At 60.9% G+C, this 24,738-nt stretch carries 26 protein-coding genes; 17 read left to right on the forward strand and 9 right to left on the reverse strand.

From position 1 onward, the window contains the following. Positions 1 to 9: 9 nt before the first annotated feature. The 15 genes from ACR30Z_RS07770 (at position 10) to ACR30Z_RS07840 (ending at position 14,537) form a co-directional block, all read left to right on the forward strand. A complete protein-coding gene (locus ACR30Z_RS07770) occupies positions 10 to 1,122 on the forward strand; it encodes a PrpF domain-containing protein (protein ID WP_434371936.1) in 1,113 nt (370 codons plus the stop codon). Positions 1,123 to 1,134: 12 nt separating this feature from the next. Further along, a complete protein-coding gene (locus ACR30Z_RS07775; RefSeq protein ID WP_144648109.1) occupies positions 1,135 to 2,583 on the forward strand; it encodes an SLC13 family permease in 1,449 nt (482 codons plus the stop codon). A 223-nt stretch (positions 2,584 to 2,806) separates the two neighbouring features. Next, on the forward strand, positions 2,807 to 3,499 hold the full coding sequence (locus ACR30Z_RS07780; protein WP_144648108.1) for an MSMEG_4193 family putative phosphomutase: 693 nt from the start codon (positions 2,807 to 2,809) through the stop codon (positions 3,497 to 3,499). A 24-nt stretch (positions 3,500 to 3,523) separates the two neighbouring features. Next, positions 3,524 to 4,075 (forward strand): DUF3090 domain-containing protein, encoded by a 552-nt coding sequence (locus ACR30Z_RS07785; protein WP_434371937.1) that lies wholly within the window; start codon positions 3,524 to 3,526, stop codon positions 4,073 to 4,075. Next, complete coding sequence (locus ACR30Z_RS07790; protein ID WP_144648106.1) at positions 4,075 to 4,842, forward strand: SCO1664 family protein; 768 nt, start codon at positions 4,075 to 4,077, stop codon at positions 4,840 to 4,842. The genes ACR30Z_RS07785 and ACR30Z_RS07790 overlap by 1 nt, the downstream gene beginning before the upstream one ends. Positions 4,843 to 5,041: 199 nt before the next feature. Then, complete coding sequence (locus ACR30Z_RS07795; protein ID WP_144648105.1) at positions 5,042 to 5,821, forward strand: isocitrate lyase/PEP mutase family protein; 780 nt, start codon at positions 5,042 to 5,044, stop codon at positions 5,819 to 5,821. Positions 5,822 to 5,825: 4 nt separating this feature from the next. Beyond that, complete coding sequence (locus ACR30Z_RS07800) at positions 5,826 to 5,975, forward strand: hypothetical protein (RefSeq protein ID WP_434371938.1); 150 nt, start codon at positions 5,826 to 5,828, stop codon at positions 5,973 to 5,975. A gap of 69 nt (positions 5,976 to 6,044) precedes the next feature. Then, the gene (locus tag ACR30Z_RS07805) at positions 6,045 to 6,323 is read left to right on the forward strand and encodes a hypothetical protein (protein WP_144648104.1); all 279 of its coding nucleotides are present in this window, start codon (positions 6,045 to 6,047) and stop codon (positions 6,321 to 6,323) included. Between the two features lie 242 nt (positions 6,324 to 6,565). Further along, complete coding sequence (locus tag ACR30Z_RS07810) at positions 6,566 to 7,243, forward strand: GAF and ANTAR domain-containing protein (protein ID WP_434371939.1); 678 nt, start codon at positions 6,566 to 6,568, stop codon at positions 7,241 to 7,243. Between the two features lie 9 nt (positions 7,244 to 7,252). Continuing rightward, a complete protein-coding gene (locus ACR30Z_RS07815; protein ID WP_144648102.1) occupies positions 7,253 to 7,966 on the forward strand; it encodes a GAF and ANTAR domain-containing protein in 714 nt (237 codons plus the stop codon). Between the two features lie 84 nt (positions 7,967 to 8,050). Next, positions 8,051 to 9,421 carry an APC family permease gene (locus ACR30Z_RS07820; RefSeq protein WP_434371941.1) on the forward strand — a complete coding sequence of 457 codons (1,371 nt, stop codon included), beginning with the start codon at positions 8,051 to 8,053 and terminating at the stop codon, positions 9,419 to 9,421. Between the two features lie 1,294 nt (positions 9,422 to 10,715). Next, positions 10,716 to 11,027 (forward strand): hypothetical protein, encoded by a 312-nt coding sequence (locus ACR30Z_RS07825; protein ID WP_434371943.1) that lies wholly within the window; start codon positions 10,716 to 10,718, stop codon positions 11,025 to 11,027. A 409-nt stretch (positions 11,028 to 11,436) separates the two neighbouring features. Continuing rightward, positions 11,437 to 12,693, forward strand: coding sequence for an ABC transporter substrate-binding protein (locus ACR30Z_RS07830; protein WP_244296442.1), 1,257 nt, complete (start codon positions 11,437 to 11,439; stop codon positions 12,691 to 12,693). 144 nt (positions 12,694 to 12,837) lie between these two features. Further along, entirely contained in the window at positions 12,838 to 13,680 is an 843-nt protein-coding gene (locus ACR30Z_RS07835; protein WP_434371946.1) for a carbohydrate ABC transporter permease, read from the forward strand. A gap of 302 nt (positions 13,681 to 13,982) precedes the next feature. Further along, entirely contained in the window at positions 13,983 to 14,537 is a 555-nt protein-coding gene (locus ACR30Z_RS07840; RefSeq protein ID WP_280115938.1) for a carbohydrate ABC transporter permease, read from the forward strand. A 437-nt stretch (positions 14,538 to 14,974) separates the two neighbouring features. On the opposite strand, the gene ACR30Z_RS07845 is transcribed toward ACR30Z_RS07840, so the two are convergent. The 9 genes from ACR30Z_RS07845 to ACR30Z_RS07885 form a co-directional block, all read right to left on the reverse strand. Next, the gene (locus ACR30Z_RS07845; RefSeq protein WP_144648098.1) at positions 14,975 to 15,448 is read right to left on the reverse strand and encodes a VOC family protein; all 474 of its coding nucleotides are present in this window, start codon (positions 15,446 to 15,448) and stop codon (positions 14,975 to 14,977) included. A gap of 50 nt (positions 15,449 to 15,498) precedes the next feature. Continuing rightward, positions 15,499 to 16,248: an SDR family NAD(P)-dependent oxidoreductase gene (locus tag ACR30Z_RS07850; RefSeq protein WP_434371948.1), complete on the reverse strand. Its 750-nt coding sequence runs from the start codon at positions 16,246 to 16,248 to the stop codon at positions 15,499 to 15,501. A 136-nt stretch (positions 16,249 to 16,384) separates the two neighbouring features. Next, positions 16,385 to 17,371, reverse strand: coding sequence for a Gfo/Idh/MocA family protein (locus tag ACR30Z_RS07855; protein WP_144648096.1), 987 nt, complete (start codon positions 17,369 to 17,371; stop codon positions 16,385 to 16,387). 132 nt (positions 17,372 to 17,503) lie between these two features. Then, positions 17,504 to 18,871 (reverse strand): MFS transporter, encoded by a 1,368-nt coding sequence (locus ACR30Z_RS07860; RefSeq protein ID WP_434371950.1) that lies wholly within the window; start codon positions 18,869 to 18,871, stop codon positions 17,504 to 17,506. Positions 18,872 to 18,968: 97 nt separating this feature from the next. Beyond that, positions 18,969 to 19,961 (reverse strand): Gfo/Idh/MocA family protein, encoded by a 993-nt coding sequence (locus tag ACR30Z_RS07865; RefSeq protein WP_144648095.1) that lies wholly within the window; start codon positions 19,959 to 19,961, stop codon positions 18,969 to 18,971. Then, the gene (locus ACR30Z_RS07870) at positions 19,961 to 20,860 is read right to left on the reverse strand and encodes a sugar phosphate isomerase/epimerase family protein (protein ID WP_144648094.1); all 900 of its coding nucleotides are present in this window, start codon (positions 20,858 to 20,860) and stop codon (positions 19,961 to 19,963) included. Before ACR30Z_RS07870 ends, ACR30Z_RS07865 begins: the two co-directional genes overlap by 1 nt. A 4-nt stretch (positions 20,861 to 20,864) precedes the next feature. Continuing rightward, the gene (locus tag ACR30Z_RS07875) at positions 20,865 to 21,431 is read right to left on the reverse strand and encodes a VOC family protein (protein WP_144648093.1); all 567 of its coding nucleotides are present in this window, start codon (positions 21,429 to 21,431) and stop codon (positions 20,865 to 20,867) included. Next, positions 21,428 to 22,423 carry a LacI family DNA-binding transcriptional regulator gene (locus ACR30Z_RS07880; RefSeq protein ID WP_434371952.1) on the reverse strand — a complete coding sequence of 332 codons (996 nt, stop codon included), beginning with the start codon at positions 22,421 to 22,423 and terminating at the stop codon, positions 21,428 to 21,430. The genes ACR30Z_RS07875 and ACR30Z_RS07880 overlap by 4 nt, the downstream gene beginning before the upstream one ends. Continuing rightward, positions 22,416 to 23,318, reverse strand: coding sequence for a Gfo/Idh/MocA family protein (locus ACR30Z_RS07885; protein ID WP_434371954.1), 903 nt, complete (start codon positions 23,316 to 23,318; stop codon positions 22,416 to 22,418). The genes ACR30Z_RS07880 and ACR30Z_RS07885 overlap by 8 nt, the downstream gene beginning before the upstream one ends. Before the next feature lie 225 nt (positions 23,319 to 23,543). On the opposite strand from ACR30Z_RS07885, the gene ACR30Z_RS07890 reads away from it, so the two are divergent. Continuing rightward, entirely contained in the window at positions 23,544 to 24,191 is a 648-nt protein-coding gene (locus ACR30Z_RS07890; RefSeq protein ID WP_144648090.1) for a bifunctional 4-hydroxy-2-oxoglutarate aldolase/2-dehydro-3-deoxy-phosphogluconate aldolase, read from the forward strand. Continuing rightward, positions 24,191 to 24,733: an AAA family ATPase gene (locus tag ACR30Z_RS07895; RefSeq protein ID WP_144648089.1), complete on the forward strand. Its 543-nt coding sequence runs from the start codon at positions 24,191 to 24,193 to the stop codon at positions 24,731 to 24,733. The genes ACR30Z_RS07890 and ACR30Z_RS07895 overlap by 1 nt, the downstream gene beginning before the upstream one ends. Positions 24,734 to 24,738 lie beyond the last annotated feature (5 nt).

A 24,738-nucleotide genomic window follows, 5' to 3' on the forward strand; every position in this document is an offset into this window, starting at 1 on the left:
TGTAGGGACATGAACATTGAGGCAGAGTGGATGCGCGGAGGCACCAGCAAGTGCTGGGTCTTTGAAACCCAACACCCACAACACAGCAGGACGAATTGGGACGAGCTGCTGCCGCGGCTTTTCGGCAGCCCGGACTCCCGCCAGATCGATGGTGTAGGTGGGGCCACCTCGACTACCAGCAAGGCCATGATCCTGAGCCGGCCGGAGGACGACGCCGTCGATGTCGAGTTCACCTTCGCGCAGGTTGGGATCGAAGAAGCCGCCGTGGACTGGGGAAGCAATTGCGGGAACTGCTCCGCCGTCGTCGGCCTTTACGCGATCGAGAAGGGGTGGGTTATTCCAGACGGAGACTCCACCCGCATCGTCACCCGAAATACCAACACGGGTCAGATCATCATCCAGCGGGTGGACACACCTGCCGGCGCCCTGCCGATCGTTCCGGACGCACAGATGCCTGGAGTCGTTTTTCCCGGTTACAAAGTCGGCCTGGGCTTCCAGGATCCGGCGGGCAAGACCACCGGACATCTGCTGCCCACTGGGGCGCCAGCCGATGTGATCGCAGCGGGCGGCACGCGCTGGAATGTTTCAATGATCGACGCCGGAGCGCCAGTCGTGATTGTCCGTGCCGAACAGTTGGGGCTGGACACCGCCCGCTACGACACGTGGAAACCCGGCGTCGAGCTGCAGTTGGAAACCCTGGATGTTATCCGCCGCGAGGCAGCGGTCCGCATGGGCATGGTTTCCACGCCCGGAGAGGCCGCGCGGGCGGTTCCGAAGCTCGCGATCGTTGGCCCGCCCACCGGACCGGAGTGCGATGTCAACGTGATGATGCTTTCGATGGGAAGGCCGCATCCGGCTCTTGCCATCACCGGCAGCATCGCCCTGACTCTCGCCGCCCGGACCCCCGGCACCATACTCAACGCCATCACCGGCAGCACATCAGAAGCAGTCCTGAAACTCAGGACGCCGGCTGGTGTCATCGAAACCTGGAGCGAGGAACACGAAGGAACCCTTCTGGTCGGCGTCGACCGAACGGCCCGCACCATCGCCACCAGCATCATTCACCTCCCGGAGACTCTCGGCAACGCCGTCGAAGCCTCTCTAGCCACAGCCACTCGATGAGGAGACACCACCATGGCTAAGACTATTTACCAACCAGCTCCCGAGGCAGAGGGCGACATCCAGGCAGAACGTTCCGCGCAGCCCAACAATCGCCGCCGTATCCTGCTGATTACGGTTGCCGCTTCCGTCATCCTGGGTCTGGTTGCCATCCTGTTCGGGGGTGCCATCTTCAACCCGACGGCAACCCCGGAATCGGAGCCGACCATGACCGCCACCCAGATCATCCCGCTGGTCATCCTCGTGGTGATGTTCGTCGTCGCCACCAAGTGGCCGCTGAACATCGGTGTCATGGGGCTGGTAGCCTCGTTCGGCGTCGGATACTTCATGCTCGGCATGACTGACAAGGAAATCCTTGCCGACTTCCCGGCCAACATTGTCATCACCATCATCGGCGTCACATACTTCTTCAGCATGGCCCAGCGAAACGGGACCGTCGACATCATCGTCCAAACCTGCGTCCGGCTTGTCCGGGGCAAGACCCTCCTCCTCCCCTGGGTGTTCTTCCTCCTCGCCGCGTCGCTGACAGCTCTGGGCACCTTCTCCCCCGCCGCCGTGGCCCTGTTGGCCCCCGCAGCGATTGGACTGGCCTACGAATCGCGCATCCACCCCGTCCTGATGGGCGCCTTCATCATCAACGGCGCCCACGCCGGCGGATTCTCCCCACTGTCCGTAGCCGGCGTCCTGGTTCACGACATCGCAGTGAAGAACGGCTTCCCCATTTCCCAAGGCGCGCTCTTCGGAGCAAGCTTCGCGCTGAACCTCATCCTGTCCGTCCTGACCGTTGTGCTGTTCGCCCTGCTCGGCAAACTCCGCGACGGCGCGGCCGGCCAGCACGCCGACCTTGACACCACGCGCACTACGCGCCCCCACGGCCAGCAGGTCCTCACGCTTGCACTGATTGCCGCCATGCTCGTCTGCGCCCTGGGTTTCCACATGCCCATCGGCTTCGTCGCCCTCTCCGCCGGACTCCTCCTGGCTCTGGTCAACATCAAGGAACATCGGACCTTCATTGGCGGAGTTTCCTGGTCCACCGTCCTGCTGGTCGCCGGCATGATCACCTACGTCTCCCTGCTCCAGCACGTCGGCGTCATCGATACCCTGGCCGAGCAGGCCCTCGCCCTTGGCGCACCACTGCTCATTGCCCTCGTCCTCTGCTACGTGATCGGCGTCGGATCAGCCTTCGCTTCCTCCACCGCACTGCTTACCGCGTTCATCCCCCTTGCCGGACCCCTGCTCGCAACAAGCTCACTCAGCGCCTCCGGCACCGTTGCTGCCCTCGCCATCGCCGCAACCGTCGTGGACGTATCGCCCTTCTCCACTGACGGCGCCCTTGTAGTAGCCAACGCCCGCGAAAATGACCGCCAACGCGTCTACAAGCAGCTCATGATGTACGCCGGCGGAGTAGTCCTCGTTGCACCCGCCCTCGCCTGGGCACTGCTGGTACCCACAGGCATCATGTAGATCTTGCGAGCACATCGACCGCCGACAAACAGTTCGGCCGCGTCAGGGTCGGAATCCTGCACTCCATCGCAACAGGAAGCCCGAAGGACGGGCGCAGGACCGGACCCACGCAACAACGGCAGGACCACCTTCAAGGTGGCCCTGCCGTTGTTTACGCTGATGAGGCAAGCAAACGATCCAGCACGGTGTCGGGCATCATTGAACAGGTGGTTAGGCTGGGTGGATGGCGACCCTTATTCTCGTGCGGCATGGCCGCACTACAGCCAATGCCACCGGGCTCCTGGCCGGACGGGCAGTCGGCGTCACCCTTGACCAACTCGGGCGCGATCAAGCAACTCTTGCCGGTGATCGGCTTGCGGTCGTACCGGTAGTTGGCGTGGTATCGAGCCCTCTCGAGCGTTGTCGGCAGACTGCCCAGCTCATCCTCGATCGCCAGGCCGGCACACCGCCCACGACTGTAGAGCCTGACCTCAACGAATGCGATTACGGCCAGTGGCAGGGGCGCAAGCTCAGTGATCTCGCCACCGAGGATCTGTGGCCTGTGGTCCAATCGCAACCATCCGCCGTCGTCTTTCCCGGCGGCGAATCCATGGCCGCCATGCAGGCGCGGGCGGTGGCGGCCATTCGCCGCCACGATGCAGCCTTCGAAGCCGAGTACGGGCCTGGGGCCGTGTGGGTAGCCGTGAGCCACGGTGACGTCATCAAGTCAATCCTCGCCGATGCGCTCGGAATGCACCTCGATCTGTTCCAGCGTATAAACGTGAGCCCCGCCTCCGTATCCATTGTCCAGTACAGCGCCACTCGGCCGAGCGTTTACGCGACCAACACCGAAGCGGGTGATCTGTCGTGGCTGTCGAAGGGCATCAGATCCGGGGATGCGCCGGTGGGAGGCGGTGCGGGGCAGGAGACGCCTTGAACCACGTGTGCCTAAGATACTGACATGCCCACACGCGTTCACGAATTTGCCTGGCCCGATCGGGTTGTCATCGGCACCATTGGCCTTCCAGGTAACCGCACGTTCTATCTGCAGGTGCGGGCAGGGGCACAAATCGTGAGTATCGCCCTTGAAAAGCAGCAGTCGGTTCTGCTCGCGGAGAAGATAGACGAAATGCTCGATGAACTCAGCACCGTCGAAGGCAACCCCTTCAGCGTTCCCACGGTTACTCCCATAGAGCTCGTCGACAATGACCCCATAGAGGCTCCTCAGGAACAGTTCCGCACCGGCGCCATGAGCCTGGGTTGGGATCCGACCACGGCCCAAGTTGTCGTCGAGGCTTATCCCCTTGCCGATATCGATACTGATGACAACGACGACCTCCAAGTACACGACGATGACGAGCCGGAAATGATGCTGGTCCGAATGCCGGTGGGTACTGCGCGCGCTTTCGCCAAGCGCACCCGTGAGATCGTGGATGCCGGACGGCCCATATGCCCTCTGTGCGGTTACCCCATAGATGCCGACGGACACACCTGCACCCTTCCCGGGGCCTAATGCCGGCTCCGGACTTAGTGACTGCCGAGCTTACGCTCACAGGCCGCATCACAACGGCTTCGAACGCTACCTTTCTGGGCAGCATCGGCGACGTACAGGTCGTCTACAAGCCGATAGCAGGCGAAAGCCCGTTGTGGGATTTCCCCGACGGCACTCTCGCCCACCGCGAAGTGGCCGCCTACCTGGTCTCGCAAGCCCTCGGCTGGGACATCGTGCCGCGCACCTGGCTGCGCGATGGGCCCCTGGGCGAAGGCATGGTGCAATTCTGGCAGGAACAAGACCCCACCCAAACCGCCGTGGACCTGGTCCCAACAGAGAATGTTCCAGAGTCAGGCTGGAAGCAAGTTCTTGAGGGACACGACGAGAACGGCCGGACGGTCGCCCTTGTCCACGAAGACTCACCAGCCTTGAGACGCATGGCTGTGTTCGACCTGCTCGTCAACAACGCTGACCGCAAGGGCAACCACATCCTGGCCATGACCGACGGACACCGGCACGGCGTTGACCATGGACTCACCTTTCACAGTGAGCACAAGCTGCGCACGGTCATATGGGGATGGGTTGGAGACGCCTTGACTGCGGACGAATGCGACGGAGTAGACCGTGTCAGCGAGGAATTGCACCGTGGGCTGGGCCGAGATCTGGCGAAACTGCTCACGTCCGAAGAAATCGCCGCACTCGGCGCTCGCTGCGCCCGGTTACGCCGCGAAGGACGCTTCCCGGCTCCGAGCGGGGCCGTGTCCGCCGTGCCATGGCCGCTGTTCTAAGGGAATCAGGGACACCGCCTCCAGAGGCTCTGCCACGGCATAATCGGCCGGCAGCGGGTTCCGGCAGGCATAGGGCTGCGCACTATGGCTTCTGGTGGCCGTCCCGTTACGCTTTTTTCACCCGCCTTGTCATGGAAGGGCACCATACGTCTAGGCTGACTTTAGCCAGTGATTTCAACCATGACCACGGAGGACAACCATGACCGATTCCAACATTCGTGCCCGGGCAGAGAAATTGAAGGCTCTGCATGAGGCACCGGAAATCCTGAGCGTGGTCAACGTATGGGACGCCATCAGCGCCTCGACCGTTGCAGCCCTTCCTGAGACGAAAGCCATTGCCACCGCCGGGCATTCGATTGCGGCTGCGTATGGCTACGCCGATGGAACCATGCCCCTGGATGTCGCGCTGGATGGCGTGAAAAGGATCGTCAATTCGGTTGAACTTCCGGTCACCGCAGACCTCGACGACGGCTATGAAGACCCAGCCGAAACCATCCGCCGGGCGATTGGTATCGGCGTCGTGGGCGCCAATGTCGAAGACCGCTTGCGTCCTTTCGATGAAGCTGTCGCCCGAGTGAAGGCGATCATCGACGCCGCCAACGGTGAGGGCATCGCGTTCCAGCTGAACGCACGCACCGACGCCATCGCGAAGGGCGGCGACCGTCCGATCAAGGACAGCATTGAGGACGCTATTGCTCGTGGTCGCGCCTTCCTGGATGCAGGCGCGGCCTTGGTCTTCGTCCCTGGCGCCCTGACACGCGACGTCATTGAGCCGCTCGTCGCAGGCCTCGGACACGGCAAATTGTCCGTGATCGGCGCCCCCGGAGCCCTTCCCGCAGCCGAACTCCAGGAACTGGGTGTTGCGCGTGTTTCCTACGGTCCCTTTACCCAGCGGGTCGCCTTGCGCGCCCTCCAGGATCTCGCGGCCGATCTCTACGGTTCCGGCGTCATCCCCAAGGACACCCCGGCCCTGAACTAAACCAATGAAGCCGGGCCTGCAGCAACGCGCCACGAAGTTCACCCTGTTCTTCGTCCCCGTCTTCACGACGTCCACGTCCTACAACATCAACTGCACCCGCTGCGGCCGGCCCTCGACCATCAGCACGCGGCAGAAGAACGCGCTATCACGCTAGCTAAAAGCGCCCCAGCCGAGCCTCGGATCAGGCATTGTGCCGCAGGGCGCCTACTTCTGGATTTGACCCATGACAGACAGCGAGCTGGAGGAAGGATTTGATCGCCTGAACCGGCTGATCACGTCGACCGATGACCTCAAGGGCTTCCTTCAGGGCATGGCTGGGCTCGCTTCGGAAAAGTTGTCCCAGGTCACGGGAACCACGATCAAATGCGCGGTAGCGCTGCACCGTCGCAAGCACCGCACCACAATCGCCGGCAGCAGCGACATCGCCGTCTGGTTGGATCAGATCGAACAGCGCCTCGGTGAAGGACCTTGCGTGGAAGCGCTGAGGTGGGACACGCCATGAAGTAGCCGAAAGGATAGTCCAGCGGGTCACCGCGGACCACACGTCAACCTCCTTCGAGAAATAGCGGTTCCCCGCGAAAGGGGGTGAGTGCACCGTGGTGAGAGCCGCCGTCGAGAGTCAACATGGCCGCCGGGCTTATGGTTGAGGAAGCAGTCAGGATCCGACTGCCTTGAAGAAACAGAAATGGTGGTCGTTGGTGCAGCCAAGCCATCGCGGGAGAGCTCTGATGAACGGTGCCTGAGGTGAGCGCAGCGGCCGCTTATGGTCCCCACGCCGATCTATGTGCTGCTTTCCTCCAGGAACTGCCCATCGATGGCGCAGCTGTTTCCATTTTCGGCGGCTCCGCGGCGGAAACGTTGATGTGCGCGTCCGACATCACAGCCGCCCGGCTCGATGAGCTCCAATACGATCTCGGCGACGGACCACGATGGGACGTTTTCCGCACCCACCTGCCGGTCACGATTCCCGATCTCAGCGCGGCCGGAGTCCGGTCATGGCCGGCCTTCGCCGAAGCCGCAGCCACGACAGACGCAGCTGCGTTCTTTGTGTTCCCATTGCTCGCAGGTGGCCTGGTCATCGGGGTAGCCGAACTCTACTGCACCTCACCGGGGGAACTCAGTGCCGCCCAAATCAGCCGGGCCGCGCAACTTGCCAGCCGGACCGCCTGGACCTTGCTGCGCGGATTGATGCCGGACAACGAAACCGGATCAGCCTTAATTCCGCTGGCCCGGCGTGAAATCCACCAAGCCACCGGCATGGTGCTGGTCCAAACCGACAGCACCGCCGACGAAGCGTTGCTGTTGCTGCGCGGCCATGCCTTCGCCAGCGGACGATCATTGCAGGACACTGCTCTGGACGTCGTCAGCCGCCGACTCGATTTCACCCCGGCCACGGGCGCCGCCGATACTGGATCACAGTAAAATGCAGACATGGTAAACAAAAGCAGGGCCGAACGTCTCAGCGATACGTTCGTGAAGCTTACCGACACCCTCGTTGCCGACTACGACGTCCTGGACCTGCTCCACACCCTCGTGGAGGATGCCGTCGATCTACTCGACGCCGCCCAAGCCGGCCTACTGCTCTCCGACGCCGACGGCAACCTGCAACTACTCGCCTCCACCAGTGAGCAAAGCCAACTCGTGGAACTGCTCCAACTCGAAGCCGGAGCCGGACCCTGCGTGGAGTGCTACCACACCGGAACGGTCATCACCGTTGATGACATCAGCGCCCTTGGTGACCGCTGGCCGGCATTCCAGCAGATTGCTTTGGACATGGGCTTCAGGTCAGTGCACGCTGTCCCCATGCGCGTCCACACCAGGGTCATCGGTGCCATGGGCCTGTTCGGCGCCGAAACCGGCGCCCTGACCCCCGAAGACGCCGCCATCGCCCAAGCCATGGCAGACGTCGCAACCATCAGCCTTCTCCAGGAACGCACCATCCGGGAAGCAGGCGTCCTCAACGACCAACTCCAACGCGCGCTCACCACCCGCGTGCTCATCGAGCAAGCCAAAGGCGTCATCGCCCAAACCAAGAACCTCGACATGGACAGCGCCTTCAACGTACTACGCGCACACGCCCGCTCGACCAGACAAAACCTCCACGACGTCGCCGAAAGCATCGTCACACGCACCCTAAAGATCTAGCACTGCCACCGAAGTGCCTCCACCGATTCCGCCAACGAACGTCCACAGTTAGTAAGGCTCCTTACTTCCTGTAGGGTTTCGTTCATGAGCACCCCTGCGAAACCCCAGAGTCCACGACTCAAACAGTCGATTACCGGGCCTCTCCTTTTCCTGTTCATCCTCGGGGATGTTCTTGGCGCCGGAATCTACGCACTGGTGGGCAAGGTTGCCGGCGAGGTAGGAGGGGCCATCTGGATCCCCCTGGCGTTGGCGCTCTTTCTGGCCATGCTGACAGCCGGCTCCTACGCTGAGTTGGTCACCAAGTATCCGAAGGCGGGCGGTGCAGCCGTCTTCGCTGAACGGGCCTTCAAAGTACCGCTGGTTTCATTCTTGGTAGGTTTCTGCATGTTGGCCGCTGGAGTCACCAGCGCCGCGGGGTTGAGCCTGGCGTTCGCCGGCGATTACCTCAAGCCTTTTCTGGACGTCCCTGCGACGCCTGCGGCTCTGGTGTTTTTGCTGCTGATCGCACTGCTGAACGCCCGCGGGGTCAAGGAATCCGTCAGGGCCAATGTCGTTATGACGGTGATTGAGGTATCCGGACTGGTGCTGGTCATCGTTCTGGTCGGCATGATGTTCGCCCGCGGCGACGGCGATGGATCCCGCGTCCTGGAGTTCAACCCGGAGGTCTCCCCCGGCGCTGGTATTCTCGCCGCATCGTTGCTGGCGTACTACTCGTTCGTCGGTTTCGAAACCTCCGCCAACGTAGCCGAGGAGGTACGGGACGTCCACCGCGTCTACCCCAAGGCCCTCTTCGGAGCCCTCCTTACTGCAGGAGGCATCTACGTCCTGATCGGCCTGGCATCATCGATTGCGCTGCCCCCGAGTGATCTCAGCAGTTCCTCCGGGCCCCTGCTTCAGGTTGTCCAAGCCAGCGGATTCGGAGTTCCGGATTGGCTCTTTGGTCTCATAGCCCTCATTGCGGTTGCCAACGGTGCACTGCTGACAATGATCATGGCGAGCCGCTTGGCCTTCGGCATGGCCGAACAATCCTTGCTGCCATCCGTCTTGGGCCGGGTCCTTCCCCAAAGGCGCACACCGTGGGTCGCCATCGTGGTGACCACCTTGGCCGCCATGGCACTGACCGCCAAGGGCGACCTCGGATCGCTCGCCGAAACAGTAGTCCTGCTGCTCCTGTTCGTCTTCATCAGCACCAACGTCGCCGTCTTGGTCCTTCGGAAAGACGATGTGGAGCACAAGCACTTCCGAGTACCCGTAATTATTCCGTGCCTCGCCTTGGTTTCCTGCGTCGTCCTGATGTTCCAACAAGGTGCGGACATCTGGATGCGTGCTGCCATCCTTCTGGGAATAGGACTGGTGCTCTACTTCGTCTCACGGTGGATCCGTGAGGGGAAACGATCCGCCACTCCTCCACACCATCAGGCGACACCGCCACAGAAGGAACCGCTGGAACGCTAAGCACCACGCTGCACGCCCCTGCACTGGCCCAGCGGAGACCCAACGGCAGCAAGTCAGCCAGCAGCAGCACACAGGCCCGTTCCTCCAGACTGAATCTCCACGAAGTTACCTGGAGCATCACGAAGCCCACATCGAAGACCAGCCCTTACGGGTGCACTGTTCATAAAGGAAAGTTCCGCGGGGACCCTTTCCTATGGACTAGCGGGGTGTTTCGTGCCTACGGTAGTGCTGTTGCCCCAGACCTCGGCAGCGCATTTCCGGCGCGCACGAGGAGGCAATATCTTGTCGCTCATCAACCAGCTCCCCACCGGTCGTGCCCATACGCAGGCCATGCCCTCCACTCCTACCGTGAAAGGAAGCCTGTCTTTCACGAAGCAGGACCGGTAACCGTCATGCCCAACGACCCTTCTCCCTCGGATGGGACGTCCCTGCCCCAAGGGGCGCCAATGTGGTGCCCGAAGTGCCGGACCGACGACTACTTGGTGCTGCACGCGATTGAAACAGCACAGGCCCACACAGTTGGCCTCACCGTAGATGTCTCCTACAGCTGCACCGGATGCGGTTCCATACTCTCCCACTACACGCCATTCCGTGATGTTGCCGCAAAACTGAACACGGCAACAAATCTAGAAGGGCTCATTCTCTTCGGCGACACCTACCTCCATTGCAGCGAGCCCATGGCCAAGGTCCCTCTGGAAGTGCGGCGAAGCATGAGCGCGAACACCGTTCTTGGAGACGACCTGGCTCAACTTCTCGACGTCCGGCTCAGAACCATAATTCTGCGCTGTGCGAGTTGCGGCTTCAGGCTGGAATTGCCAGCTTAAGGCGGCCACGCAAGACTAATTATGTTCCTACGTAAATACTCCCGCCCTGCAATGGGCCCTCTGCGAGCAGGCCAAGGACCGGCTAGCCCAGCCTCCTTGCCCAAGGAACGAGGCGATACCGTGTCCCAAACGGGGAAATTGAGTCCAGCCGCAGGACGCGGAGCCTCTTCACTGAGATCGACAGAGCCAATCGAAATTCCAGCTTCAGAAGCAATCAGGGGCTTACCGGCAACAGCAGTCTGCCAACCGCATTCGAGCTCGAAAGGAACACCGAAGCAGCACTTGTTCCCGGACGCGGCGGGCACCTGGTATATGGCAATGAGGCCGGGGAGCATTCCTTCGACCCAAGCACCGATCTGTGTCAGCGAATTCCCCATGAAAAGTTCTCCTCGTTGAGAATGCGACTACGCTGAGCCTATTCGATGCGGCTGCGCTAAAAACTGTAGACAACGACGAGACTTGCGTGCGGCGTGGTTCGATCCGACAAAGTGCTGTTCTCGCCGGCGGCCACGTCGGGCCGTGTATATGCCGAGCAAAGTAGGCTTCGGTCATCGAGAGTGGCCCTTAATTGGGCGGCCGAGGACGAGACCCGACAGCGTTTTGTCGCTCGGGCAATTTTGACCACCATCGGCCGCATCGACACCGACCCCGGCTACCGCTTCGCCCGCCTCGCCGACCACATGCTCGGCGCTGGCATCGTCGCGGGCTGGAGCACTGACAAGACCACCGCCTACAAAACCAACCTCGACATGCCCTGGGGGATTTTGCATAACGGCGTGTGATCTGGCCTGATCCGAAGGAGATACCCGTGCCTGATGATCAGCCCTGTGAGTGGCGATCACATCTGAAGACTCATCGTGATGCGTGCGGGCATAAACGAGTCTGTGGGAGCCACTTTAGATCCGGAGAGACGACAGGTGGACCACCTTAGCTCCTTGTCCAATGCCGAAATCCGGACGTCCAAACTGCCACATCAAAACTTTCCTTGACAGAGACATCCTTCGGCTCTAAATTTAGTGCAACCGATCTCAGCAACCGATCTCACTGCTATCTTCGATAATGCAACCGATCTCAAAGGAGAGACTCGATGACCAAAACGACTTCTCCTGACCGTCGGTGTCCCGCACTTAGCACGCGTCGCTTGAGCACGGCATGCTCCCGCATCAGCAAATCCGTTCACAGGAGAAATTCATGATCAAAAAGCGATGGGGCTTGGCGCTCGTAACAGCCGTCGTAGCCAGCCTTGCCCTCAGTGGCTGCTCACCCTCAGCTTCGGAACCCAAAGGGCCCGTGACTTTGAGCTACTGGGACTTCCTCGATCCCAGTCAGGCCAATCCGCGTTCAAAAGCCTTGAAGGAAAATATTGCCAAGTTCGAGGCGGCTAATCCGGACATCAAGATCAACCTCTCCGTTGTTTCGCTCGGTGACATGTTGAACAGACTGCCTCAGGCCGCGGCAGCAGGTCAGGCACCTGACGTCTTCAAGATGTTCACTCCAGTCGTTCCCCAGATGGCATCTGCCGGCGTCTATTCCCCGCTGCCTGACACTGCTTCGAAGGTCACCGACTGGCTGCGACCCACCGACACCCTTGCGGGCCCCGACGGCAAGCCGGTTGCCGTTCCGTATGAATACCGAACCTGCGCCCTCTACTACAACGAAAAGATCCTCAACCAGATCGGCGCGACAGTTCCCACCACGTACGACCAAGTAGTCGAAGTTGCCAAGAAGGCTGCTGCCGCTGGTTATACCGGCTTTGGGACCGGCTTCTCGGACACGGACAACTCGGCCATCATCAGCACATTCTTTAACTGCTTCATGTCACAAGTGGATCAGGAAATCTGGAACAAAGATGGGCAGGCGGATTTCGCGACCGCCAAAGGAAACGAGTTCGGTGACTTCCTGGCCAAGCTCAGGGACGCTAAGGCTCTGGGCAGCAACGTCGTTTCTGACACGTACGGCACCGTAGCTGACGGCATGGCGAGCGGCACGGTTGCCATGGCAGTCTTGGGCACGGAACGAGCGGTTTCCTTCGGCTCGCAGAACAAGGACCTCAAGTGGACGGCCCTACCCAAAGCGAGTACCGGCGATACGACAGGTACCACCATTGGGTGGACCTTGGGCATAGGCAATGGCAGTAAGAATACCGAGGCCGCCTGGAAGTTCATTGAGTACATGACCGGGCCGGAAGCCGGGGCTTTGATGGCAACCGGCGGTGAGGTACCCACCCGTGCGGCCACCTACCAGCAACCATTTTTCTCCACTCCGGAGGCAAAGACCGTCAACGACATCGCCGCCTACGTCAAGACCAACAGTGAACCGCGGACGTATTCCAACACATGGACCGCGCTTGCCACTGGCCTCTCCCAAGCCGGGCAGAAGCTGACTCTCAACGGTTCATCAGGCAACGACTTCATCCGTTCCGCGCAGGATGCGGCCAACAAGAAATAGCCGCTCGCGATATCTGGGGGCCTGAGAAATCAGGCCCCCACGGAAGGGACAGAAATGTCTACAAAAAGCCCCACCCGCAACCCACGCAACACCGCAACGTCTCCCTTGGGCGCCCCAAGTTTTCGCCGGGTCCGTAGGGATCGAATGGTATGGCTCTACGTCCTCCCGGTCAGCGCCGTCTTCCTCTTTGTGTTTGTGGGACCGCTCATCTACACAGCGTGGACGGCCCTCCACGAGACGTCGTACTACCAGATCGGCAAATTCACGGGCCTGAATTCCTTTGTCCGACTGTTCTCAGACTCCGACCTCCCGAGCCGCATCTGGACAACCTTGGCATTCTCGCTCGGCGCCTTGGTTATCGCACTGCCGGCGGGGCTGCTTTCTGCAATCGTGCTCAACAACCTTCACCGCTTCAAGCGTTCGGTCCGGAGCCTCTTCCTCCTGCCTTGGCTCATGTCACAGGCCACTGCAGGAACAATCTGGCTCTGGTTCCTCAACCCCAACTACGGTCCGGCATCAGCGATCACCAAGTCCCTCGGGTTCGGTCCCACTGACGTGTTCTCATCTCCGACCAGTGCGTTGGTTGCAGTAACTCTGATGACAGCCTGGTGGTCCTACCCGCAAGCCATGCTCCTCTTCTTGGGCGCCCTTCAAACGATTCCCGAGGAGCTCCGCGAAAGCCTCAAAATGGACGGCGGCGGCATCTGGCACCAGTTTGTGAATATCACACTGCCCTACTTGCGCAACACCATCGTCTCCGTTGTGGTCGTCCTTCTCATGCTTTATGTGCAAATGGTCACCATCATCCTGGTCACCACAAGAGGAGGCCCCATCGGCTCCACAGAAACCTTATCCATGCGGGTCTACAACCAGATGTTCGACAAGTTTGATCTCTCGGGAGCCTCAGCAACGGCAATCCTGCTTTTCGCCGTCAACATCGCCCTTACCCTCGTCGCCATCCGCTTCCGACGGAAGGAAAGCCTGTGAGCATCACAACCCCACGCCGCCAACGACGCTTGGGCAGTTTCATTCGGGCCGTTCCGGCCTGGGCGTACATCATATTTTCCGCAGCGGTGGTACTCCCCCCGGTCGCATGGATTGTGTCCACGTCGCTTAAGACCGCTTCTGGCACGCTGGAATTCCCGCCTAGGTGGATACCAGACCCCTTCTCATCCGAGGGCTATGTCGGCCTTCTGACATCGACCAACATCCGATTCTTCGTAAACTCCCTCATCTATGCCGGCGGCTCTATCGTCCTCGCTCTGGCCATCTGTATCCCTGCGGCATATGTGGCCACGAGGTATCGGAGCCGCCGCATGGAAACTCTGATGACTGGGATTCTGGTCCTCTCCATGGTCCCGGCGATCGTGGTCTTTATCGCGCTGTACTCCATGTTTGTCAAAACCGCATTGATCAACACATACCCCATGATGATCATCGTCTACACGGCAATCATCTGTGGACAAACCATCCTGTTTCTGCGCAACTTCATCGAAAATATACCCGTCGAAATCGAGGAAGCGGCGGCAATTGATGGCTGCTCCCGCATGCAGATCTTGTGGCGCATCATCCTCCCGCTCATCCGGCCTGGTATCGCCGCCGTAGCCATCTTCATCTTCGTATTCGTTTGGAACGACTTCCTCGTGGGCACCGTCCTCGCCACCACAGAAGACATGAAGACCGTGCAGAACGGCATAGTGCGATACATAACCACCGGCTTCGGCAGCTTCTGGGGACTCTTCGCCGCATTCATCGTCGTAGCCTTCATCCCGGTTCTCTCAATCTTCCTGGCATTCCAGCGCTGGTTCGTTGCCGGCATGACATCCGGCGGCGTCAAGGGATAGCTGAAGCAACCGTTAGCCGCACTCTCAGTCAACGCAAAAGGCAGGCCCCGTGACCGCATCAGGCGGTCAACGGGGCCTGTCTTTTGCGGGCCACCATGCAAGTCCGACTCGCTGAGTGCGCCCTCGAAGTCCCTCAGGCACAGGTGCCTGACCCGATATAAGTCGACACCTGGAATTTCCTTCAGTCGGTGGTCGGCTCAGCCCACCGGGCAACTTGATTGCCAGCGAGGGGCTAATGGCCACCGAGTTCACTTCGGAGCGCAAAGTCTCGGCAGGCGAGCTAAACGCGGTCTGGGACCTTTAGGCGTTCTGCGTGTTGAAACAATGGATGCAGTGTGGGCGGGCAGGTTGCAACCTGCCCACCCACACTGCATCTTGTGCTCCAGAGACTCAAGCACACTCACAGTTGACTGACTTTCACTCAGCGCGCGAGCGACTTATGAGTCCTTGCTCGGGCGCCAGTCTGGCGGTTGAATCAGCTCCACGCGATTTCCGTCTGGATCGAGGAGGTAAACCAGCCACCCGCCTGCGATGGGTCCGGAGGTCGGGGCAACGGGCTCTGATACCGCGCTGTAGCCCAGCGCTGTCATCCTGGTGTAAACCTGTCGCACATCAATATCCGTGAAGGCGAGGTGAGCGGTGCCCGGTTGCGCCTCTGATGGATTGACGGCTGGCAGTAGCGGCTCAGCATGGGCGAGTTCCAGTCGAAAGGATCCGTCACCGGTTGCGAGCAGCATGGCTCTGACCTGTACGTTGGGACGGCCGTAGAGGTCGCCGATATAAGGTCCCGACGTCCACGCATCCAAACGCGTTAGTCCGAGGCCATCCACATAAAACCGTTCGCTGCGCTCCATATCCGTAACATGCAGGGCTGTGTGATGATGTCGCATTAAATCTCCTTGATAGATCATGAACGCGTCTCTGCGGCATGGGCGTTCAATGAGAAGCCCTGTCGCGTGTTTCAGGTTCCGATTCCCAGGTGGGCTCCGCCGGCCACATCGAGAGACACTCCAGTGATGTAGCGGTTGTCGGGGTCAGAAAGGAACAGGATGGCCCGGGCGACTTCCTCGGGTTCGGCAAACCGGCGCATCGGCAGTTGTGCTGCCCTCTTCGCTCGGTTCGCTGCCGCGTCGGGGCCGGAGTCCCGGGCAAATTGCGCCCACATGGGTGTGTTCACCGGCCCTGGGGCGATCGCGTTCACGGAGATGCCGTTTGGTCCGAGCAGTTCGGCAAAGGACCACATGATGTGGAGGACGGCGAGCTTGCTCGCGTTGTAGGGCAGGTAGTTGAGGCGTGCCTCTTTGGCCGCAACTGAGGACAGGACCACGATGGCCCCGGCAGTGCCGGTCTCAAGCATGGATTTTGCGGTTTCCCGGACCATGGTGAAGGTCGCGGTGGCGTTGATCCTCAGGATGGAGTCGAACTCTTCAGTGGTTGTTTCCATGATATCCGGCGTGGGGCCAAGCACTCCTGCTGCATGGATAAGCACATCAACACGGCCGTGCTCGGCTTGGATGTCCCGTATGACCGTGGCGCATTGCTCTTCTGAGGTGATGTCGAGCGGGTAGAACGCCTGAAGGGCCTGGTCCGCTTTGGGGGAACGGTCGGCGCCGATGACCCTGGCTCCTGCGGCTATGAGTGCGGTGACTGCGGCGTCGCCGATTCCTCCGCTTGATCCGGTTACCAGAACCACCTGGTCTTTGAGGCTCATCGGTTCTCTCCGTTCTGGGCGCAGTTTGCCTGCAGTTCTCCTGCGGTCGGAGCGTGGGGTGCTGTCTTCATGTTCGTTTCCTTACTCGAAATTGCCCGGTTCGGCCGGTCCTCGTTTGCTTGGATTTCGACGATGCTTACGGGGTGAGCGCCTCCCGGGCGCCGGGGGCCGCCGCTGTCCGGACTGCATCGGCGATTTCCGTAGCGCGGAGCGCCTGGGTGAATGTAACGGCAGGCGTTTCACCCGCGCAGAACCTTAGGGCTGCTTCTGCCTGGCGGAGGAAGAGGTCGGAGGGTGCGAAGTTTTTCTCGTGTTGTCCGCCGTCACGGGTCCACACGTGGAGGGAATCGTTCGACCACAACATCCGGCCGCCAGTGGCCAGAACATCAATGGTGAGGCTCCAATCCCCTTGGTTGAGCCCTTGGGGTTCCTGCCAGGGAGACCAGTAGCTCTGCAAGGAAAATACCGCTCCAGAGGGGAATTCGAGGGTGGAAACGACGTGTTCCGGCACCGGAGACCCGTACAGGCTGCTGCTGGCGTTGGTGGCCAGGACTCTGGGGTCTCCCTCAAACCACGAAGAGACCAGCTCGATGGCATGGATTCCGTTCACTACCGCAACCCCACCCTCTTTCGGATCAGCACGCCAAGAGCCGATGGTCTCCTTATATGCGACGGATCGAACGTTGACAGCGATCACGTCGTTGTCCTTGATCCACTGAGAGACAAGCGGGACGGCCGGATGCTGGTGGAGTGTGTAACCGACCATGAGTCGTTGGTTCACTCCCGAAGCGGCGGCCATGATGGCAGCACTCTCGGCATCTGCAGCTACTGGCTTTTCCGTCAGCACCCGAAATCCTCTGGTCAGCAGATCCGCACAGACATCCGGTTGCAGCGTGGTGGGCAACGCGACGACGACTAAGTCCAGTTGATCAGAACGAAGCTCCTGGACGCTGGGCACCACCTGAGCTCCCAGCTCGTGGGCCAACGAGACCGCCCGCTCGTCTTTCTCCACCAGGTGGGTGACATTCGCACCCACCTTGGTGAATGCTCGTGCATGACGGGATCCTGCCCACCCGGCCGCCCCCACCACGGCGACGCGCTGGGACTGTGCCGCCGTCGTCATGATGCTGGCCCCTCGAAGATCAGGCCGAAGTTGAAAGAGGTGTTCATGAAATCTCTCCTTTGAGTTAAGTAAGAAATCGATGAGATCAGTTGTGTAGATCGGGGGCACCAAACATTGGTGTCCCCAAGGCCTTCAAAGACCAGGCATTTTCGGATCCGGAGGTCGGAAGTCTCCGGCGTCAACGCCGGCCTCCGTTCTGCGGCTTGCTGCGGTTGGACCCTGGAAGGGCAGTAATTCTCCGGGAGCCAGCCCCGGTATCGGCGAGTGATCTTCGAGCATGCGTGGCTTGTTGACCATGACGGCCCCTGCCAGAAGCACCACGAGCCAGGCACCGAGCATGCCGAACGAGGCCAGCCAGCCATCCCCCGGGCTGTGCAGAAGTGCGAAAAGGAACGGGCCGACACTCGCCAGGGCGTAGCCGGTTCCCTGGGCAAACGCGGACAGACGTCCTGAGCCGGACTGCGTTCGTGTTCGCTTATTGATCATGGTGAACGCAAAGGAATAGGACCCTTGGCCCAGTCCGGCAATGACCACCCAGACCGCCGCAGAAGCTGGTGGCGCGAAGATGATGCCTCCGTAACCTATGGCGAAGGCGACCACAAACAGGACGGCCACAGGTAGCGGGCGGGACATTCCAACAACAACCATGGGCACCATTAGAGCGACCGGCAAAGCAAGGATTGAATACAGCGCCAGCATGGATCCAGCAGTTTCCTCGCTGAGTCCTCTATCAACGAGGACAGCCGGGAGCCACGTGAGCGCCGCAAAAGTATTGCTGGAACAGCCAGCAAAAACCAATGCCGTGCCCCAGCCGATTGATGATCTCCAAGGTCTAACGCTGTTCGCAGGAGGCGACTGCTGATCGTTGGCTGGTGTGCAGGCAACGATCCGTCTGGTTGTAAGAAGAATCAGCCACGGGACCGCAGCAAGCGCACTGAGTACGGCCCAGATACCAATGGAGAACCGCCAGCCATAAAGAGTGCTTAGAGGATTCGCGAATTGGGCGGCCACCGCTGTGCTGACACCCAGGAGGGTGACGTGGAGCGCCGCGAGGCCCCCGAATCTGTCGGGAAAATACGTCATCAAGAGAGGCGGCGCGACGACGTTGATCAGACCAATGCCGAGCATGGCGATGCACGTGAACCCCAAAAATGCCAACACGTCCCAACCCACTGCGCGGCCGAGCTGACCCAACGTTGTCAGCAGAAGCGCAACCAGTAGGAGGTGCTCAAGCCGGATACGGCGCAGCAGCGGCAGCGCAAGGAAGCCCATCACCGCGAAGCTGGCGGTCGGCAGCATCCCTAAGGTCCCTGTGGCCACAGCGTTAAGGTGGAGGTCTGCGCCTATTTGGCCAAGAAGCGGCGACACCGCCGAAACCGCCTCTCTTGCGCTGAAGGCAACCAGCAGGATGCCCGCAAGCGCGGTAAGTCGCCCGCGCAACGGCCGTCTCCCGGCTTCCTTGACTCGCATTTCATGCTCGGGTAGGCGACGTAGAGCCACGGTGGCACCTCCCTATATCCGACAGGCCTGCTCAAGACACCAGTTTCAAGGAGCCCGAATCAGACACCCGTGCACCTTCGGCAGATGGGCTGGTAGTTCAGCTCGCGTTAACTGCGTGGCTCGCCCATTCGCGCCCGGTTTGCTCCTCTGTGGGCAGGCCGGCCGCGGCGAGAATCTGGTCCAGCAGGCGCTGGGTGCGAACAGCTTCGCGGCCTGAAGTAAGCGGCTGGGCTCTGTCGGCCACCCGGTCCAGGAAGTGGTGAACGGCGGCCGAAAATCCCAGCGTATCTGTCGCAGTAGCCCAGCCGTACGCTTCGGCGCTGAGTTCCCGTGAAGTGGTGACGCCGTTGATGGTGGTGGAAACTGTCTCGGGCGCCCTGACTTCGACGGTCTTCCCGTCACCGTAGGCGTCCAGTTTCTCGTTCCATGCTCCCGCTGTTCGGGCTGCCATCAGGACACCGGTGTTACCGGTGCTGAAGCGGATGGTCGCTGCGATTCCGTCTTCTTCCCAAGGATCTTCACCGGCAGCGTGGGCGGACACGTGCTCAGGTTCGCCCCCGCAGTACCAGCGCAGGAGATCGACCATGTGGATGGCGTTCTCGAACGTTGCACGGTATTCGGATCCAGGGCGGTTCTTCTGGGCAACGCAGAAGGTGGCGCCTTTGTCGCCAAAAGCCTCCCGGCCGGCCGTGTAGACGGGTGCATAGCGCCGGTTGAAGTCAACCATGAGTATCCGTCCCCGCTCGTCGGCGAGGTCTGCCAGATGTTCTGCCTCCTCTGTCGCTGGGGCAAGCGGTTTCTCGCAGAACACGTCCACGTCTCGGTTGAGGCAAAGCTCGACGGCATGGGCGTGCTCGGAGCGCGGGGTCAGCACGAACACTGCATCCAGTTCCTGCGCGGCCAGCATCTCCTCCACGCTCTTGTAGGCGGCGTTGAAGCCCCAGCGCCGGACCAGGCTGCTGGGATCTTCGCGCCGGGAAACCAAGGCGGCCAACTCGACGTCGTCCCGCTGTACGAGGGTGGGCAGCTGCGCAATGGTGGCGATGTTGCCAGCGCCGATAACTCCGACGCGGAGGCGGTTGGTGTTCATCAGGCGTTCCTAACTTCAGCAAGATCAGTAAGCATTGAGCGCAGGACGGAGGCCGATTCCCGGAATCCGTCCTCGGGCGCGGGCAGGTCTTGGGGGTGCCAGCGGTATTCAAGCTCGATGCTCAGCACGTCGTCGTAGCCGTGTCGCAGCAGTGCGGCAAGGATTGGGGACCATGGAACAACGCCGCTTCCGACGACGCGTGAACGGACTGCGCGTTCGGAGGCGTTCACCCGAGCCGTTTCCGTAGCGCGGAAGGCCGCGTTGGGGTTTGTGAAGACGAGGTCTTTCACGTGGACGTGGCCAATCAGGTCGCCCTGGACAGCGAAGGCTTCTTCGTAGCTTTCGTCGTGCGTGAAGGTCAGGTTGGCCTGGTCGTAGAGTACGCGGACGGACGGCTGGGCAATTTCCCGGACCAGGGCCGCGGTGTCCGCTGCGGTTTGGGTCATGGTGCCGAAGTGGTTCTCCACGCAGAGGCGGACGCCAGCTTGATGGGCTTCGGGTGCGAGGGTCTCCAAGGCTTTGCGCAACTGCCCCCACCGCGCAGCGTGGTCGGTGTCTCCGGGGTGCCAGGAGCCGGCATAGACACGGACCCGGTCAGCCCCGAGCAGTTGTGCGGTATCTATGGCCCCACGGAATTCGTCGACGGCTTTGCGCCATTCGGTATCGTCCAGTGAATTGATGGCGGTGGTGTACGGCGTTAGGCCCACGATGGGTATGCCTTCGCCTTCGGCCGCTTTGAGTGCTTCCATCGCGGAGTGCCGGTCCCCTAGGGGCAAGCCGGACTTGTAATCATCTTGGTAGATGACTTCTGCTGCATCGAGCCCTGCGGCCCGGAAGAGACTGAGTGCTTGGGGAACCGTGTGGTTCGGGGTGCCTAGTGTGTGACCCGCTAGCCGCATTTTTCTATGTCCTTTCTGAAGTGTTTGGAGGTGCTGTCCAGTCCGTGGGACCGACCAGCCGGGGAGGGGCCGGGACGCGGGATCGATCCACGATTTCCATCAGCAGGCCCCACGGGGTTATGAAGTAGGTCCAGCGGTTGCCGGCTACGCGCGGGCTATCGCCGGCGACTTCCTTGCGGTCCCCGAGTACACGTACACCGGGTGTTTCCTGCAGCACGGAAATGGCTTCATCGACGTCATCCACAACGAAGCACAGATGGTGCCCTCCAGCGTCGCAATGCCTTGGCGGTGTCTCTCGCCGTTCAGCGCTGCTCCACTCGAAAAGTTCGATGTTGAGGTTCGGTGGCAGGCGGAGCATGGCGAGCGTGAGCTTGGCATCGGCAGGGACTTCGAAGTTTGTGGGCATGAATTCTTGGTCTGGCCCGCGTTCGGAGCGGTATAGCTCTTCAGCTCCAAGAACGTCGACGAAGAAGCGAATGCCTTCTTCAAGGTTGGGAACCGTCAAACCGACGTGGTCCGTGTGCTGGAGCCCCGGCAGACGCCGAAGCCTCTGCTCCTGCGCCCCGCTCATTTGCGAGGCTCCGAGGTGGAGCCACGGACCAGAAGCTCGGGTTCGAGGACGATGTGGTCCACGGAACCGTCAACATTTTGCTTCTCGGCAAGTTCGATCGCTATGTGTCCCATATCAGCGATCGGCTGCCGCACAGTTGTCAGTGGTGGGTTGAAACGGGCACCTAGAGCGAGCCCATCGAACCCGATGACCGACACGTCTTCCGGTACCCGTAGGCCACTTCGGCCGAGCGCCGAGATCACAGCAAAGGCCACCATGTCGTTGGCCGCAATGATCGCTGTGGGCGGATTTTCCATCTCCAGGAAATGCTCGGCCCCACGCGTACCGGCATCAAGGTCTGACCCGCTGTCGAGCACTACAGGTGTGCTGCCGCTTTGGGCAGTGAGCTCCAGATAGGCGTCCATCCGGTCCTGGGCGGTGTGTGTCCCGGCGATACCGGATACGTATCCGATTGAGGTGTGTCCCAAGGAATGAAGATGATCCAACGCCAACATGATGCCTTTGCGGCTGTCCACGGTAACCGTAGGAACGGAGTCGTCGCCTTCTACGCGGTCAATCACCACCACCTTGTGGCCGAAAGCGAATCGCTTCAGAGCCTCGGTGTCCACCTTTGTGGAGGGCGCCACAATCCCGAACGGGGCGTACATCGCCTGCATGGCCGTAAAGTACCCGTCGGATTTGGCCGGGTCGCCGTTGGTGACGCAGAGCATGAGCTGGTAGCCGCGCTCGTCAGCTGCCTGTGTCATCGTCTTGGCAAGTTCTGCAAAGAACGGGTTGGTAATGTCCGGAACGATCAGAGGGATGATGTTGCTGGTCTTGCGACGAAGCGCCTGTGCCAATGGACTCATGGTGTAACCGAGGCCCTCGGCGACCTTAAGGATGTGCTCGCGTGTTTCGCTCTTCACCGCCTCAGGGCGTGAGAACGCCCTTGAGACCGTCGACCGGTGGACACCGGCGGCTTTTGCGACGACGTCGATACTCAAGTCAGGCATGTTCGTTTCCTCCGTGCTGGTCGTCATACGCCTGCCAAATGGGGCGCATGACATCTTCGAGCTGGGCCAGCGTTGGCAGGCCCCGGAATCCATCTTCCAGTGTCCGGGCGACGCTGCGCACAAATGGATCGTAGAGAGGGTCGCTGTCGACGTTGATCTTGTCCACTTCCGTGGCGCCGTCCATCGACGTGAAAGTAGCCGTACCGTCGGAATCAACAGTGGCGAACCCTGACTCTCCGGCGGAGGTAAAGCTGCAATACCGCTTCAACGGCGAGCTAGGGAATGCGTAGCCCACCTCCACAATCGCTTCCCGGCCTTCCGGCGTTGTGATGATCAGGCTGGCGTGGTCCTCGATAGCTTGCCCGTGAAGAACCGATGAGAGTCGGGAATCGACGCGCGCTGCAGCCTCCCCGCTTCCTCGGAGGAACAGGTCGACAAAGTGCGGGCCCAGGTTCGCAAGGCAGCCTCCGCCCGCTTTGTCCGGCTCGAGCATCCAGGGATTGGCATTGTCGAGATACCGGGCCGGTGGGCCGGCAATGAATGAAGCTCGCTGGTAGGTGGGCCTGCCTGCCTTGGACAGCCACTTCTCTGTAGGCCCGCCGCGCTGAACCAAGGGCACAGTGGCCGGCACACCAGCTGCTTCGGCAGCTTGTCGCACGGCAGAAAGCTCGCTGAGGGAAGTGCCCAATGGCTTCTCCACCACGAACGGAATTCTCCGCTCGATCAGGGCCATGCACTTCTCTGCCATCCCCTCGTGGGGACCAAACACATAGGCGAGTCCGACGTCGGGCAAATCCACCAGCTTTCGCCAGTCAGCTTCAGCCGGCGCTCCCCAGTGGGCGGCCAGTTTCTGCACCTGCACCCGGGAAACATCATCGTCGCCTACTGCAATCATGTCGTGCTCTTCGGCCATGGCCTGTGCACAGAGCGGAACATGCCAATGGGACGCCCCAAGAATAATCGTTCGTACATGAGTCAACCGCAATACCCCCTTGTATGAGATCGGTTGCTGAGATCGGTTGCAATAACACTATGGATGGTGGGAGAGTTTGTCAACGAAACATCAAGAGAGCCAGGGTTGGCTGGAGCAAAAGAGCCACCCGGCCAGAGAGAGGCCATCATGAACAAAAAACTTCGCACCCTGCAGACCATCGACGAGTCAGGAGCTGTTCTTATCGTGCGGCTTGAGAGCGCCGAAGTCGCAGAGAAGGTCGCTGAGGCTGCCATCGAGGGCGGCTTCCGGGCATTGGAGATCACCCTGTCGATTCCCGGTGCCGTCGAGGTAATCCGCCGCCTGGCAGCAAAGCACGGGCACAACGGCGTGGCCGTTGGTGCAGGAACGGTTCTTGACGAGCACTCCGCCTACGAGTGCATCCGTGCTGGCGCCGAGTTCCTCGTCAGCCCGCAGCTGAACCCCGCGATGATCCGGACCGCGAACCGCTACCAGGTGCCAACCATCAGCGGAGCCTTCACACCCACGGAATTCGTTGAGTCCGCCGAGGCAGGTGCTGACATCCTCAAGCTCTTCCCCACCGAGGCTGGCGGGGTGGCCTATGCAAAGGCAGTGCTGGCACCCCTGGCGCATCTGCCGATCATGCCTGCAGGTGGCGTCACACTGGAAAATGTTGGCGAGTGGTTCGCCGCAGGCGTGGCGGGCGTCGGCGTGGGCAGTTATGTCACCAAGGCATGGCAGCCTGACGGGGACTTCACCCGCGTCACCGAAGCAGCCCGAGCCTTCCTCGCAGCAGTAGCAGAGGCCCGCGGATAATGTCTCCCCAGGTCTTCATCGTCATTGGACCAGCCGGCTCAGGGAAAACAACCATCGCTCAACAAACGGCTGAGAAGCATCAAGCGGCTTACCTGGACAAGGACCGAGTGAGCGGCCGCTTCGTCGAATTCGCACTGACCGCCACCGGGCATGACCCGACCGACCGCGAATCCAACGATTACTACCGCGCCAATCTGCTGCCCCTTGAGTACGAGACTCTTATGGATGTGGCAGGAGTAAACCTGCGCCTCGGCCGCTCCGTAGTCCTCGACGCCCCCTTCGGGGCCTATTTTGACGATCCGGACTACCTGACCGGAGCGGCAAACGACTTCCACTGGCCCTCTCCCGAGATCACCGTGATACGAGTCCGGGTGCCTCAAGACGTCCTGCGTTCGCGACTCATCCAGCGCGGCTTGGAGCGCGACAACTGGAAACTCGCACACTGGGATGACTACTGGGCCACCTACGGCCGCCTGGAATGCGCGTGGTCCGGCGTGCAGTTCCAGGACTTCAACAACGAGGCACCGCTTTCCCTCGATTGATGCTC

Source organism: Paenarthrobacter sp. FR1 (genome assembly GCF_051106045.1).
Classification (GTDB): Bacteria; Actinomycetota; Actinomycetes; order Actinomycetales; family Micrococcaceae; genus Arthrobacter; species Arthrobacter nitroguajacolicus_A.

Coding starts and splice junctions, on each gene's coding strand:
- ACR30Z_RS07895 (WP_144648089.1), top strand. CDS start 24,191: ATGTCTCCCCAGGTCTTCATCGTCATTGGACCAGCCGGCTCAGGGAAA.
- ACR30Z_RS07880 (WP_434371952.1), bottom strand. CDS start 22,423: ATGCCTGACTTGAGTATCGACGTCGTCGCAAAAGCCGCCGGTGTCCAC.
- ACR30Z_RS07800 (WP_434371938.1), top strand. CDS start 5,826: ATGAAGCCGGGCCTGCAGCAACGCGCCACGAAGTTCACCCTGTTCTTC.
- ACR30Z_RS07820 (WP_434371941.1), top strand. CDS start 8,051: ATGAGCACCCCTGCGAAACCCCAGAGTCCACGACTCAAACAGTCGATT.
- ACR30Z_RS07785 (WP_434371937.1), top strand. CDS start 3,524: ATGCCCACACGCGTTCACGAATTTGCCTGGCCCGATCGGGTTGTCATC.
- ACR30Z_RS07780 (WP_144648108.1), top strand. CDS start 2,807: ATGGCGACCCTTATTCTCGTGCGGCATGGCCGCACTACAGCCAATGCC.
- ACR30Z_RS07790 (WP_144648106.1), top strand. CDS start 4,075: ATGCCGGCTCCGGACTTAGTGACTGCCGAGCTTACGCTCACAGGCCGC.
- ACR30Z_RS07830 (WP_244296442.1), top strand. CDS start 11,437: ATGATCAAAAAGCGATGGGGCTTGGCGCTCGTAACAGCCGTCGTAGCC.
- ACR30Z_RS07775 (WP_144648109.1), top strand. CDS start 1,135: ATGGCTAAGACTATTTACCAACCAGCTCCCGAGGCAGAGGGCGACATC.
- ACR30Z_RS07870 (WP_144648094.1), bottom strand. CDS start 20,860: ATGCGGCTAGCGGGTCACACACTAGGCACCCCGAACCACACGGTTCCC.
- ACR30Z_RS07795 (WP_144648105.1), top strand. CDS start 5,042: ATGACCGATTCCAACATTCGTGCCCGGGCAGAGAAATTGAAGGCTCTG.
- ACR30Z_RS07865 (WP_144648095.1), bottom strand. CDS start 19,961: ATGAACACCAACCGCCTCCGCGTCGGAGTTATCGGCGCTGGCAACATC.
- ACR30Z_RS07845 (WP_144648098.1), bottom strand. CDS start 15,448: ATGATCTATCAAGGAGATTTAATGCGACATCATCACACAGCCCTGCAT.
- ACR30Z_RS07815 (WP_144648102.1), top strand. CDS start 7,253: ATGGTAAACAAAAGCAGGGCCGAACGTCTCAGCGATACGTTCGTGAAG.
- ACR30Z_RS07890 (WP_144648090.1), top strand. CDS start 23,544: ATGAACAAAAAACTTCGCACCCTGCAGACCATCGACGAGTCAGGAGCT.
- ACR30Z_RS07855 (WP_144648096.1), bottom strand. CDS start 17,371: ATGACGACGGCGGCACAGTCCCAGCGCGTCGCCGTGGTGGGGGCGGCC.
- ACR30Z_RS07770 (WP_434371936.1), top strand. CDS start 10: ATGAACATTGAGGCAGAGTGGATGCGCGGAGGCACCAGCAAGTGCTGG.
- ACR30Z_RS07805 (WP_144648104.1), top strand. CDS start 6,045: ATGACAGACAGCGAGCTGGAGGAAGGATTTGATCGCCTGAACCGGCTG.
- ACR30Z_RS07835 (WP_434371946.1), top strand. CDS start 12,838: ATGGTATGGCTCTACGTCCTCCCGGTCAGCGCCGTCTTCCTCTTTGTG.
- ACR30Z_RS07875 (WP_144648093.1), bottom strand. CDS start 21,431: ATGAGCGGGGCGCAGGAGCAGAGGCTTCGGCGTCTGCCGGGGCTCCAG.
- ACR30Z_RS07850 (WP_434371948.1), bottom strand. CDS start 16,248: ATGAGCCTCAAAGACCAGGTGGTTCTGGTAACCGGATCAAGCGGAGGA.
- ACR30Z_RS07885 (WP_434371954.1), bottom strand. CDS start 23,318: ATGATTGCAGTAGGCGACGATGATGTTTCCCGGGTGCAGGTGCAGAAA.